Annotated in this window: 6 protein-coding genes; all 6 read left to right on the forward strand. The window is 67.1% G+C overall.

The window, feature by feature from the left end; genetic code table 11:
- Positions 1–14 precede the first annotated feature (14 nt).
- The 6 genes from treS to treY are packed head-to-tail and all read left to right on the forward strand — an operon-like array spanning position 15 to position 14,266.
- Positions 15–3,368, forward strand: coding sequence for a maltose alpha-D-glucosyltransferase (treS, locus tag VCS63_RS14400; protein ID WP_323880152.1), 3,354 nt, complete (start codon positions 15–17; stop codon positions 3,366–3,368).
- Positions 3,365–5,563, forward strand: a complete 2,199-nt coding sequence (gene glgB / locus VCS63_RS14405; protein WP_323880154.1) for a 1,4-alpha-glucan branching protein GlgB — start codon at positions 3,365–3,367, stop codon at positions 5,561–5,563. The genes treS and glgB overlap by 4 nt, the downstream gene beginning before the upstream one ends.
- 6 nt (positions 5,564–5,569) lie before the next feature.
- On the forward strand, positions 5,570–7,681 hold the full coding sequence (glgX, locus tag VCS63_RS14410) for a glycogen debranching protein GlgX (protein ID WP_323880155.1): 2,112 nt from the start codon (positions 5,570–5,572) through the stop codon (positions 7,679–7,681).
- Positions 7,678–9,462 carry a malto-oligosyltrehalose trehalohydrolase gene (gene treZ / locus VCS63_RS14415; RefSeq protein ID WP_323880156.1) on the forward strand — a complete coding sequence of 595 codons (1,785 nt, stop codon included), beginning with the start codon at positions 7,678–7,680 and terminating at the stop codon, positions 9,460–9,462. The genes glgX and treZ overlap by 4 nt, the downstream gene beginning before the upstream one ends.
- Positions 9,459–11,579: a 4-alpha-glucanotransferase gene (malQ, locus tag VCS63_RS14420; RefSeq protein WP_323880157.1), complete on the forward strand. Its 2,121-nt coding sequence runs from the start codon at positions 9,459–9,461 to the stop codon at positions 11,577–11,579. Before treZ ends, malQ begins: the two co-directional genes overlap by 4 nt.
- A gap of 2 nt (positions 11,580–11,581) precedes the next feature.
- The gene (treY, locus tag VCS63_RS14425) at positions 11,582–14,266 is read left to right on the forward strand and encodes a malto-oligosyltrehalose synthase (protein WP_323880334.1); all 2,685 of its coding nucleotides are present in this window, start codon (positions 11,582–11,584) and stop codon (positions 14,264–14,266) included.
- The last annotated feature ends 29 nt before the right edge of the window (positions 14,267–14,295 follow it).

Consider the following 14,295-nt stretch of genomic DNA (forward strand, 5'->3'; position numbering starts at 1 on the left):
CCACGCCCATTGCCATGATCAGTGAAACCCAGCCCATCCAGGACGACGACCTCTGGTACAAGGACGCAGTCATCTATCAACTGCACGTCAAGTCCTTCTTCGATTCAAACGGCGACGGCGTGGGCGACCTGCCCGGCCTGATCGCCAAGCTCGACTACATCGCGAGCCTGGGCGTCAACACGATCTGGCTATTGCCCTTCTATCCGTCGCCGCGCCGCGACGACGGCTATGACATCGCCGACTACCGTGGCGTGCACCCGGACTATGGCACCGTGGCGGACGTGCGCAAACTGATACGGGCGGCCCACGCCCGCGGCCTGCGCGTCATTACCGAGCTGGTGGTCAACCATACCTCGGACCAGCACCCGTGGTTTCGCCGCGCCCGCGCGTCCAGGCCCGGCTCCGCGGCGCGCAACTTCTATGTCTGGTCGGACAACGACAAGGCTTATGCCGGCACGCGCGTCATTTTCTGCGATACCGAAAAGTCGAACTGGACCTGGGATCCCGAGGCCGGCGCGTATTTCTGGCACCGCTTCTATTCCCACCAGCCCGATCTGAACTACGACAACCCGCAGGTGCTGAAGGAAGTGCTGGCCGTGATGCGCTATTGGCTGGACATGGGTGTGGACGGGCTGCGCCTGGACGCGGTGCCCTACCTCGTCGAACGCGAAGGCACCAACAACGAGAACCTGCCGGAGACACACCAGGTGCTCAAGCGGATCCGCGCCGTGATCGACGCCGAGTATCCCAATCGGCTATTGCTGGCCGAGGCCAATCAATGGCCGGAGGATGCGCAGGAGTACTTCGGCGCGGGAGACGAATGCCATATGTCATTCCACTTTCCGCTCATGCCGCGCATGTACATGGCGATCGCGCAGGAAGACCGCTTTCCCATTATCGACATCATGCGCCAGACGCCGGATATTCCCGCCTCTTGCCAATGGGCCATATTCCTGCGCAACCACGATGAATTGACGCTGGAAATGGTCACCAGCCGCGAACGCGATTATCTGTGGAACGTCTACGCCGCGGATCCGCGCGCCCGTATCAACCTGGGCATCCGGCGCCGACTGGCGCCGCTGCTCGAACGCGACCGGCGCCGGGTGGAGCTGATGAACAGCCTGCTGTTGTCCATGCCCGGCACGCCCGTACTCTATTACGGCGATGAACTGGGCATGGGCGATAACGTGCACCTGGGCGATCGCGACGGCGTGCGCACGCCGATGCAGTGGTCGCCGGACCGCAATGGCGGCTTCTCGCGCGCGGATCCGGAACAACTGCCCTTGCCTGTGCTCATGGGCCCCCTGTACGGCTACGAAGCCGTGAACGTTGAAGCGCAACAGCGCGATCCGCATTCGCTGCTTAACTGGACGCGCCGGCTCCTGGCGCAGCGGCGCCAAAGCCATGCTTTTGGACGCGGCGCGCTGAGGTTCATTTTTGCCGGCAACCGCAAGATTCTCGCCTACCTGCGGCAATGGCAAGAAACGACCATCCTGTGCGTGGCCAACCTGTCCAACGCTGCGCAACCGGTAGAACTGCAGCTGCAGGAATTCAACGGCCGCGTGCCGGTGGAAATGCTGGGCGGAACACCGTTTCCGGCGGTGGGTGAACTGCCGTATCTGCTCACCCTGCCGCCCTATGCATTCTATTGGCTGGACCTGAGCAACGTAGCGGCTCCGCCCGACTGGCATGCGACCGCTCCGGCCCAGATGCCGGAATTGACCACATTGGTATTGCGCGCCCAAGGTGGCGCTGCGCTGACCGATGCCTCCCGCTCCGCCCTGGAACGCGAGGTATTGCCCCAATACCTGGCGCGCCAGCGCTGGTATCCGGGCAAGGAGCCTCCGGCCCGGGCACGCCTGGCCTATGCCACTCCGTTTACCTCGGCCGATGGTGAGTACTACTGGGCCGAAATCGAGCCGGAGGACGGCATCGATGGATTGCGCGCGCAGGCGCCCTTCGTGCTGGTGTGGGACGAGACCGCCACCGTGCAATACGCGATTGCCCGGGTCCGCCGCGGAGCGGAGGTCGGCATTCTGGCCGACGCCTTCCTGCAACCCGGGTTCGTGCGCGGCGTGGTCAACGCCCTGCAAACGGGCCGCGAGGTCGACGGCCGCAGCGGCGGCAAACCCGGAGACAAGCCCGGGGTCATACGTTTCCTGCCCGAGGAAGGTCTGGCCGCCATGGAGATCGCACCGGACGGCGAGCTGCAATGGCTCTCGGCCGAACAATCCAACAGTTCGGTCATCGTCGATGGCCAGGTCATACTGAAGCTGATCCGCGCCGTCAGGCCCGGCCGCTCGCCCGAGGTCGAAATGACCCGCTATCTGACGCGCGCGGGTTACGCAAACATGCCAGCGTTACTGGGCGAGGTGCAACGCGAAGATGCCGATGGCGTGGTCCACACGCTGGCCGTGGCGCACCGCTATGTCGCCAACGAAGGCGACGCATGGAGTTGGACGCTCGATCTTCTGAAACGCACGCTGGACAATGCCGTGCTCGTGAATCAGAGCCCGGACGAATTTGTCCAGGATCTGCAGGGCTACGCGGCCATGGCCGCCACCATGGGCGAGCGTCTGGCGCAAATGCACAACCTGCTGGCGCAGCCCACCGACGAGCCCGACTTCCAGCCACGGCCCGCCAGCCAGGCGGACGCCGACGCGCGCACGCGCCATATCCAGGGCCTGCTGGAACGGGCGGAGAAGGACCTGCGGGCGCATCTCGGCAAGCTGGAAGCGCCTTCGCGGGCCTGCGCTGAATGGTATTTCGAACACCGCGAGCGGCTGGCGGCGCGCGTGGCGGCCATGGCGCAAGCCGAACCCGGAGCCTTGTGCCTGCGGGTGCATGGCGACTTTCATCTTGGGCAAGTGTTGGTCGCGCAGGCCGACGCCTATCTCATCGACTTCGAAGGCGAGCCCGTCAATAGCGTCCAGGCGCGCCGCGCATTGGCCTCGCCCTACAAAGACGTTGCGGGCATGCTGCGTTCGTTTGACTATGCCGCCGCCTCCGTCGCCCGCGCCGACTCCCTGGGTGGCGCGCCCACGGACGCCAACGCCGGCGCTGGCGACGCGCCCGGAACGGCCGTCAGTCCCGCCGAACTGCGCGACGCGCTGTTGTCGCGTTTCCGCCAGAGCGCCTCCCAGTCTTTCCTGCAGGGCTACCGCGATGCTCGCACCTCGGCGCTGATTCCGCCCGGAGATGAAGACGTGCTGCTGGCGCTCGCCCAACTGGAGAAAGCCGCCTATGAAGTGAGCTACGAGGCCGCGCACCGCCCCGACTGGATTTCTATCCCGCTCTGCGCCCTGGCGGAGCTCGCGCGCAACCTGCTGCTCACGGCAGCGCTGGACGATGAGGACACGCCATCATGAGCCAGGATACGTCCGCCGCTGTCGCCTCCGGCGCCGTCGACCCCACCGAACTGGCCGCGCTGGCTTGCGGCCTGCATGGCGACCCCTACGCCATCCTGGGGCCGCATGAAGGAACGCTTCGGGTATACGCGCCAGGCGCGCAGGGGGTCGATGCAATGGATGCCGAGGGTCGGCGCACCGCGCTGCATGAGCAGGACCACGGCCTGTTCCTGGGGCGCGTGCCGTACGCGCGTGCGGGCGACGGAAGCTCTTACCGACTCTCGATCCGATGGCCCGGCGCCGAGCAGATTACCGCCGATCCCTTTGCGTTCGGCACCCTGCTTCCGGAAGAGACGCTGGCCCAGCTGGCGCAAGGCTCATGGCGAGCGGCGGGCGATGCCCTTGGCGCGCAACTGACGCAAGTCGACGGCGTGGCCGGCCTGCGCTGCGCGGTATGGGCGCCCAACGCCCAACGTGTCGCTGTCGTAGGGGATTTCAACGGCTGGGACAGCCGCCGGCACGGCATGCGGCTGCGGCACGCCGCGGGCGTGTGGGAAATATTCATCCCCGGCGTGCAGGCCGGCGAGCGCTACAAATTCGCCATCACGGATCGCGCGGGCAATCAACGGCTGAAGGCCGATCCCATGGCGCGGCGCAGCGAAGCGCCGCCAGCCACGGCGTCGGTGGTGGACGACCCCGCGGACTACCCCTGGGAAGACCAGGGCTGGATGGCGGCCCGTGAAGCCAGGCAGTCTACGGATGCGCCGCTGTCCATCTACGAAGTGCACGCGGGTTCCTGGCTTCCGGAGGAGCCCGAGTCCCGCGCCTGCGTGTGGGACCGGCTGGCCGACAAGCTGCCGGCCTACGCCCGCGCCATGGGTTTCAGCCATGTGGAACTGCTGCCGGTCATGGAGCATCCGTTCGGCGGCTCCTGGGGCTACCAACCCTTGGGCATGTTCGCGCCGGCGGCCCGCTACGGCCCGCCCGCCGCCTTCGCCCGCTTCGTAGACCAGTGCCACCGGGCCGGCATCGGCGTCATCCTGGACTGGGTGCCCGCGCATTTCCCCGACGATGCCCACGGGCTCGTCCGCTTCGACGGTACCGCGCTGTACGAGTATGAGGATCCGCGCGAAGGCTACCATCCGGACTGGCACACCATGGTCTACAACCTGGGGCGCACGGAAGTGCAGGCCTTCATGATCGCCAGCGCGCTGCATTGGCTGCGCCGCTTCCACGTGGATGGTTTGAGGGTGGACGCGGTGGCTTCCATGCTGTATCGGGATTACAGCCGCCAGCCAGGCCAATGGATTCCGAACCGTTACGGCGGCCGCGAGAACCTGGAGGCGGTGCAGTTCCTGCAGGCGCTGAACACCACCGTGCGCCAGGAAGTTCCGGACGCGATCATGGTGGCCGAGGAATCCACCGCGTGGCCGGGCGTGACCGCGCCGGTCGCCGACGGGGGCTTGGGTTTTCACTACAAATGGAATATGGGCTGGATGCACGACACCCTGCGCTATCTTGCCCAGGACCCCGTGCATCGCAAGCATTACCATCACGACATCACCTTCAGCATGGTGTATGCATACAGCGAGCGCTTCATCCTGCCGTTGTCGCATGACGAAGTGGTGCACGGCAAAGGCTCGCTCTTGGGCAAGATGCCGGGCGACGCTGCCGCCCGGCTTGCCAACCTTCGCGCGTATCTGGGCTTCATGTGGGCCCATCCAGGCAAGAAGCTACTGTTCATGGGCGGCGAGATGGCCCAGCCCCGCGAATGGAATCACGATGTGCCGCTGGACTGGAATCTGCTTGACCATCCCGGCCACCTGGGCGTGCAGCGCCTGGTCGCAGACCTGAACGGCCTGTATCGCACACTGCCGGCTTTGCATGCCCGCGATGCTGATCCCGCAGGCTTCGCCTGGACGATCCTGGACGACCGCGACAACAGCGTGGTCGCCTTCATCCGCAGCGACGGATCCCATCATGTGCTTGCCGTCGCCAACTTCACGCCCGTGGCGCGCCACGACTACCGCATCGGCGTCCCGCGCGCGGGACGCTGGACGGAAAAACTGAACACCGACGCCGCGCACTACGGCGGATCGGGCCAAGGCAACCAGGGCGGCGCCAGCACCGGAGAAGGCGCTTCCCATGGCCAGCCCCAGGCCTTGTCCCTGACGTTGCCGCCCTTGGCCACCCTCTTCCTGCTTCACGAAGGCTGAACGTATATGGACCCTACCCAATTTACGCGTATTAGCGGCGGCCAGCCTCATCCCCTGGGCGCGGTCAGTGACGGCCTGGGCGTGAACTTCGCAGTGTTCTCGGCCCACGCCACGCGTATCGAGCTGTGCCTGTTCGACGCCAGGGGCCGAAAGGAACTGCGCCGCTTCGACCTGCCGGAATGCACGGACGAGATCTGGCATGGCTATCTGCCAGACGCGCATCCGGGGCTGGTGTACGGCTACCGCGCCCACGGGCCGCACGACCCGCGCAATGGCCACCGCTTCAATCCCCACAAGCTGCTGCTGGATCCGTATGCGCGGCAACTGACCGGGCCGGTTCATTGGAGCGATGCGCTGTTCGGCTATCGCATGAAACACGCGCGCGCGGACCTCAGCATAGACCGGCGCGACAGCGCGCCCGCCATGCCCAAGGCCATCGTGGCCGAGGAGGCGCCGTTCACCTGGGGCAATAGCCGGCCGCCGGGCACGGCGTGGAACGACACCGTGATCTACGAGGTCCACGTGCGCGGCGCGTCCATGCTGCGCGAAGACCTGCGCCAACCCTTGCGCGGCACCTGCTCCGCCCTGGCAGACCCCCGCTTCATCGAGCATCTGCAGCGGCTGGGTGTCACGGCGGTGGAGCTGTTGCCGGTCCACGCATTCCTGCAGGATCGCTTCCTGACGGAACGCGGCCTGCGCAACTATTGGGGCTATAGCACCCTCTCCTACTTCGCCCCTGAACCCTCCTACCTCCAGCACAATCCGAATGAACTGCGCCAGGCCATACGCCGGCTGCACGCCGCAGGCATCGAAGTCATCCTGGACGTGGTCTACAACCACACTTGCGAGGGCAACGAACTCGGCCCCACGCTGTCGTGGCGCGGCCTGGACAATGCCAGCTACTATCGCCTGGTCCCCGGCGACGAGCGCTACTACATCAACGACACCGGCTGTGGCAATACCGTCAATCTGTCGCATCCGCGGGTCCTGCAGATGGTCACGGATTCGCTGCGTTATTGGGCCGAATCCTATGGCGTGGACGGTTTCCGCTTTGACCTGGGCGTGACGCTGGGCCGGGAAGGAACCGGCTACGACCCTGGCTCGGGTTTTTTCGACGCGGTGCTGCAGGACCCTACCCTGGCCCGTCTGAAACTGATATCCGAGCCCTGGGACGTCGGCCCCGACGGTTATCAGCTGGGTAATCATCCGCCAGGGTTTGCGGAATGGAACGACAAGTTCCGCGACGCGGACCGGCGCTACTGGCGCGCCGACCCCTCCATGCGCGGCGAAATGGCGGCGCGGCTGTGCGGATCTCGCGACCTGTTCGACCGCCGCCACCGCCGGCCCTGGAGCAGCATCAACTACGTCGCCTCGCACGATGGCTTCACGCTTGCCGACATCGTCAGCTACGACGCCAGCCACAACGAGGCCAACGGCGAAGGCGGCAATGACGGCCATGGCGAGAACTACAGCCACAACTGGGGCGCCGAAGGCCCGACGGAAGATCCGGACATCCTCCAGACCCGCAAACTGGTGCAACGGGCGCAGCTTGCGTGCGTGTTCCTGTCCGACGGCACGCCGATGCTGCTGGCCGGCGACGAGTTCGGCAACAGCCAGGAAGGCAACAACAATGCCTATTGCCAGGACAATCGCCTGTCATGGCTGGACTGGACGCAAGCGCAGGACGAGGCCGGCCGCGAGCTCAGCCGCTATACCGCGCGCCTGATCGCACTGCGCCGCGCGCACCCCAGCACCCGGGGCGCGCGCTATGGCGATGCCAACCAGGAGCTGGCGCCCGGGGTAAAGGCCATCGCCTGGTTCGACCCGGCGGGCGGCGAACTCGATGCCGCCGCCTGGGAGTCGGAACAGGACAATGCCATGGCCTTGCGCCGCGCTGCCTGCCGCGAGGACGGCAGTCTGGACGTGACTCTGTTGATGCTTAATCCGGGTGGGGAGGACGTGGTGTTCCAGGTGCCGCCGCCCGCCCTGGCCTGGATCCGCCAGCTGGACTCCGCCACGCAGGCGCCGGCCGCGCCCCTGGCAGAGCCGGCGATCACGGTGGCGGCGCGCAGCGTGGTGCTGCTGGCCGCGGCGCACGTGCCGGGGGATCCGACATGAGCCACACCTATGCGTCCGGCGCCATGCCTCTGGATAGCGGCGTCACGCGTTTCCGCTTGTGGGCGCCCTCCGCACCCGCCAGCCTTGCCCTCGAGGTCGAAGGTCATCCCCCCATCCCCTTGCGGCCCGGCCCTGACGGCTACACGCAAGCGGACGTGGACTGCCCTATCGGGGCGCGCTATCACTATCGCCTGGACGATGAGACCGTCGCTCCCGACCCCGCGTCGCGCCTGCAGCATGGCGACGTGCATGGAGACAGCATCGTCACCGCGCCGGATTCATACCCGTGGCGGTATGCAACCTGGCGCGGACGCCCCTGGGAAGATGCCGTGCTCTACGAGACCCATGCGGGCCTGGAAGGCGGCTACGCGGGCCTGCTCGCGCGGCTGCCCGAATTGGCTGCGCTGGGCGTCACCTTGCTGGAGCTCATGCCCATTGCGGATTTCCCCGGGCCTCGCAACTGGGGCTATGACGGCGTCCTGCCCTACGCGCCCGACACCGCCTATGGCACGCCGGACGAGCTCAAGCGCCTGATCGACGAGGCCCACGGCCTGGAAATGGGCGTAATGCTGGACGTGGTCTACAACCATTTCGGCCCGGACGGCAATTACCTCCCGCGCTACGCCGCGCCGTTCTTCAGAAAGGACGTCGTCACCCCTTGGGGCGAGGCCATCGATTTTCGTCAGCCGGCGGTGAGCCAATTCTTCAAGGAAAACGCGCTGTACTGGCTTACGGAGTACCGCTTCGACGGCCTGCGTCTGGACGCCGTGCACGCCATCGCCGGCCATGAATGGCTGCATGAACTGGCGCAATACCTGCGGCAGCACATCCCCGCGGAACGCTATGTGCACCTCGTGCTGGAGAACGACGACAACCGCGCCAGCCTGTTGCAAGGCGATTTCGATGCCCAATGGAACGATGATGCCCACCATGCCTTGCACGTCCTCCTGACGGGCGAGGCTCACGGCTATTACGCGGACTACAGCGCGCAGCCGGCCCAGGCCTTGGCGCGTTGCCTGGCCGAAGGCTGGCTGTATCAGGGCCAGCCTTCGCCATATCGTGGCGGGCAGGTTCGCGGCGAGCCTAGCGCCGGGCTGCCGCCAACCGCATTTGTGCTGTTCCTGCAGAACCACGATCAGGCGGGAAACCGCGCCGGCGGCGAGCGCCTGGCCAGCCTGGTCGACAATCCTGCCCGGCTACGGGCCGCGGTGGCGCTGCAATTGCTGGCGCCGCAGATACCGCTGATCTTCATGGGCGAAGAGCGCGGCGCCCGGACTCCGTTCCACTACTTCACCAGCCATGCCGACCCGGCCTTGGCACAGGCGGTGCGCGAGGGGCGGCGGCGCGAATTCTCGCGGTTTCCCGAGTTTCAGGGTTCGGCAATGGCTGCGCTGGCCGATCCCAACGCCCCAGAGACCTACCTGGCCAGCAAGCCCCGTGCAAGCTCGGCGGACGCGCACGTCTGGATGCGGGACTACGCCATCCTGCTGCATTTGCGCGCGCGCCTGATTGCGCCCAGGCTGCCCGGCGCAACCAGCCTGGGTGCCAGCGCCATCGGCGAGCGTGGCGTGTTCGCGCGGTGGGAGTTGGCCGGCGGCGCGCGCTTGACGGTCTATACGAATCTGGGCCCCGACCGCCTGGCCTTGCCTGAGTCTTTGCAGGCGGGGCTGGAAGCCTATGCCGCGCTGTTGTTCGAGTCCGTGGCCGGCGCTCGCGATGCGCTGTTCCAAGGCGAGGTCTGCGGCGACAGCACCGTGTGGCTGCTGGAGGAACCGGCATGACCGCCGCCGCAGCCGGCGATGCCGCTTTGTCCGCCTTGGCCGGCAAGGCCGGCATCGCCGAACACTGGACCGACGCACGCAAGCGCCCGCAACGCGTGTCGCCGGACACCTTGCGTCTGTTGCTGGCCGGCATGGGCCTGCCGGCAGCCAATGCCCAAGACATCCGCGACAGCGACCACCGCCTGAGCCACGAGCAAGCCAACTTGCTGCCGCCGCTGTTGGTGGCGCGGGCAGGCGCAGCCACGTTACTGCCCCCGTCCGCGCGCGGCCCCTACCGCCTCGTCTGCGAATCGGGCGCTGCCCGCGCGGGCATCATTGGCCAGGACGGCCGCCTGGATGCGCCCGACGAGCCCGGTTATCACACGCTGAGTTTCGAATCCGGGCAGACCGTGCTTGCCGTGGCGCCCAGGCTAGCGCCCACCCTGGACCAGTTGACGGGATCCGCCGGGCAGCGCGCCTGGGGGCTGTGCGCGCAGGTCTACAGCCTGAGGCGCGATGCCGCGCACGGCGCGCTGGGCGGAGGCTTCGGCGATTTCGCCGCGGTGCGCGAGCTGGCCGCGGCTGCCGCGGCCGAAGGCGCCGACGCGCTCGCCATCAGCCCGGTACACGCCATGTTCGCGGCGCTGCCGCAGCGCTGCAGCCCTTATGCCCCGTCCAGCCGATTATTCTTGAACACGCTTTATGCCGATCCGGCCGCGGTCCTGGGCGGGGATGCGGTGGCACATGCGCCCGCCGAGCTCGCCGCCGCGACACGCCCGACGAGCCTCATCGACTGGTCCGCCGAGGGCGCGCGGCGCCAGCGTCTGCTGCGCGCGCTGTACCAGCGCTTTCGCCAGGCTGGGTCCGCGGATTGCCGCCAACGCTATGCCGCATTCTGCGCGCGGCGCGGCAAGGCATTGCGCGATCACGCGGTCTTCGAAGCCCTGCATGCCGCGCACGTCGCGCGGGATGCAATCTCCGCGTCATGGTCGCAATGGGAGCCGGGGCTGCGGGATCCCGACACGCCCGACGTGGAGCGGTTCGCGCAGGAGCACGCCGAAGACGTCGAATTTCATTGCTTTGCCCAATGGTTGGCAGCGGAGAGTCTGGCTGGCGTCCAGAACGCGGCGCGTGCGGCCGGCATGCGCATCGGGCTGATCGCCGACCTTGCCGTAGGCGATAGCCCGGACGGCAGCCACGCCTGGAGCCGGCAGGCTGACTTGATGCCGGGGTTGTCCATCGGCGCCCCGCCCGACATCCACAATCCACTGGGGCAGAACTGGAATCTGACCGCGTTTTCCCCGCGCGCAATGCACGCCCACGGATATTCCGCCTTCATCGACCTGCTGCGAGCGGCCCTGTCCCATGCGGGCGGCTTGCGCATCGACCACATCCTGGGTATGGCGCGCCTGTGGCTCGTGCCGAAAGGCCTGGCCGCCGGCGCGGGCGCCTACCTGCGTTACCCGCTACAGGAACTGCTGGCGCTGACCGCCCTGGAAGCCTGGCGCCACCGGGCGCTCGTCATAGGCGAGAACCTGGGCACGGTGCCAGAGGGGTTCAACCGCGAGTTGGGAGATCGCGGCATCCTGGGCATGAACGTGCTGTGGTTCATGCGGCGGGAGGGAGAGCCGGCGCACGAAAGCCCGGCGCCAACGGCGTCCGGATCTCCGGCGACAGAGGCAATCCAGCCATTTCTCCCGGCCGCGTCCTGGCCCGTCGAGGCTGTCGCCATGACCACCACGCATGACCTGCCCACGTTGCGCGGCTGGTGGGCCGAACGCGACATTGATCTGCGGGCCAAGTTGAACCTGCTGGGAACGGATGACGATCTGGCTTCGCTGCGGCGCGGGCGCGGCATGGACCGTGCCCTGCTGGCGCATGCCCTCGGCTACTCCGCCCCGTCCTCGCAGCCCCCACTGGCGGACATACTGCGCTTCGTTTCTTCCAGCCCCTGCCCGCTATTGCTCGTGCCGATGGAAGATCTGGCGGGCGAGCTGGAACAGCCCAATCTTCCCGGCACCGTGGACGAACACCCCAACTGGCGCAGGCGGCTACCGGCGAGCAGCAGGGACTGCTTCGCCGACCCAGAAGTGCAGACGCGCCTGCAAGCCATGCGCGGCGAGCGGGGCCGGCCATGAACATGCCGCGCGCCACCGCCCGGCTGCAGTTGCATGCCGGCTTTACCTTCGACGACGCCCGCAACTGCGTGGACTATTACGCCGACCTCGGGGTAAGCCATCTGTACCTGTCGCCGATCACGCGCGCTCGCGCGGGCTCCACGCATGGCTATGACGTGATCGATCATGGCATGGTCAACCCAGAGCTGGGCGGCGAGTCCGCGCTGCGCAATTTGGCCCACGCCGCGCGCCGGCGCGGACTGGGCCTGATTGCTGACATCGTGCCCAATCATATGGCCGCGCATCCCGCCAATGGCTGGTGGCGTGACGTTCTGGAACATGGCGCGGCAAGCGCGCACGCGCGGGACTTCGATATCAGTTGGGATGCCGAGGACCCGGCATTGCGAGGCAAGGTGCTCCTGCCTGTCCTGCCCGAACCCTACGGCGTGTCGCTGATGCAAGGCGCCATGCGCTTGCAGTACAACGCCGGGACCGACCGGGTAGAACTGGATGTGGGCGGCCTGCGCTATCCGGTCGCGCCAGAGTCGATTCCACGCGGGCTGGATCCGCACACCTTGCTGCGCCGCTGCGACCCCGCCCGAACGGCTGGCCGCGAACGGCTGCACCGCTTGCTGGAGTGCCAGCATTACCGGTTGGCCTGGTGGCGCTGCGCGGCGGACCAGATCAACTGGCGCCGCTTCTTCGAGATAAGCGACCTCGTAGGTGTGCGGGTCGAAGATGACTCCGTGTTCGACGCCGTGCATGCGCTGGTGCTGCGCCTGTATTCCGAAGGCATCCTCGATGGGCTGCGCATCGACCATATCGACGGGCTTGCCGCGCCGGGCGCGTACCTGCGCCGCCTGGCCCGGGGCCTGGCCGAAGCCGGCGCGAGCCGTCCGGCTTCCTGCATGCAGACGCAAGCGTATCTGGTGGCCGAAAAGATCCTGGCGCCCGGCGAGTCGCCCGATCCGCGCTGGCAATTTCATGGAACCACCGGCTACGACTTCATGGACGAGGTCGGCGCCTTGCTGCATGACCCGGACGCCGAAGCGCCGCTGCGCGCATTCTGGCAGCTCCTGACGGGCGATCTGCGCACACCGCAGGTGCAGCTGGAAGCGGCGCGCGTACGCATGCTGGAACGCCATTTTGCGGCGGAGCGGCAGGCGCTGGTCCGCAGCCTCGAACGCGTGGCGCGACTGGACCGGCAGACGCGCGATTGGAGCGCCGCAGCAATAGACCGTGCGATGTCCGCATGGCTGGTGGCGTTTCCGGTATACCGCAGCTACGCCGAAGAGGGCGGACGCAGTGACGGCGACCGCCATTGGTGCGATATCGCCACCCAGCGGGCTCTGGCTCTCTTGGGTGCCCGTTCCGGAACCGCGGACGCGGCTTTGCTGGCACAGTTGGACCAATGGCTCAGCGGCAGCGTCACGCCGGCTCCGATACCCGCAAGAGCTGTCTCGCCGCAACAGCAAGCCCGCGCTGAAACCGCCCAAGCCCTGCGCCGGTGTCAGCAGTTGACTCCGCCGCTTGCCGCCAAGGCGCTGGAAGATACGCTCTTCTACCGCTACGGCCCGCTGTTGTCGCGCAACGAGGTCGGCGCCTCGCCCGGACGATTCGCGCTGGCGTCGGACGCCTTTCATGCCTTGGTGCAGGCTCGGGCGGACCGACATCCCTATGCCATGCTGGCCACCGCCACGCACGACCACAAGCGCGGAGAGGATGTGCGCGCGCGGCTGGCGGTGTTGTCGGAAATGCCCGACGCCTGGCGCAAGACGGCCTATCGCTGGATCCATGCCTTGCCGGATGGCGGACTTTTTTCGCTGGCGGATCGCTACATGTTGACGCAGACCCTGGTAGGCGCATGGCCGGCGGACTGGCCCGTCGACGTGGTGGACGAACCTGACGATGCCCTGGGCGCATGGATAGAGCGCGTGGGCCAGTGGCAGCTCAAGGCGCTGCGCGAAGCAAAATTGCACACCAGTTGGACAGATCCGGATTCCGCATACGAGGCGGTCGCGGGCAACGCGCTCATGCACTTGCGGGACACGGTGCCAGGCCGGCGTCTGTTGACCGAAATGGCGGCCTTCGCCTTGACGCTGGCACCTGCCGGCATGATCAATGGACTGGCGCAGACACTGTTGCGCAACACGCTGCCGGGGGTACCGGACTTGTACCAAGGGACCGAGTTGTGGGACGACAGCCTGGTCGACCCCGACAACCGGCGCCCGGTGGACTATCCGAGACGCATTGCGCTATTGGCTCGCGCCCGGGCCGAACAAAGCATTCCTGCGCGCGAAGCCGATTGGAGCAGCGCTGCGGTCAAGCAAGCGCTGATCCAGCGCTTACTGGCAGCGCGCCAACGCCATCCGGCGCTGTTCGGCATGGGAACGTGCATTCCCCTGCGAATATCGGGGACACAGGCGCGCCATGCGCTGGCCTGGCTGCGGCAGCATGACAATGCGCGCGCGCTTATCGTCGCGCCGCGGCTGTGCGCCCTGCGTCTGTCCGGCTACGCGCGCGGCGAACCGGCGGCGGCTGCGGAGTTCTGGGCCGATACGGTCTTGCACCTGCCCACCGGCTCGTCAGGCCCGTGGCAGGATGTTCTGGGAGGCAAGGATTTCAAAGCGGGGACGAACGGCGCGCTGCGGCTGGCGGATGTGTTGGGCGGCCTCCCGGTCGCGCTATGTCTGTCCGTGGATGCCTGACACCGCAATGCCTGAGACCGCAAGGCCCG

Origin of the sequence: Achromobacter sp. D10, assembly GCF_035282245.1 — a bacterium.
GTDB classification, from domain to species: domain Bacteria; phylum Pseudomonadota; class Gammaproteobacteria; order Burkholderiales; family Burkholderiaceae_B; genus Achromobacter; species Achromobacter insolitus.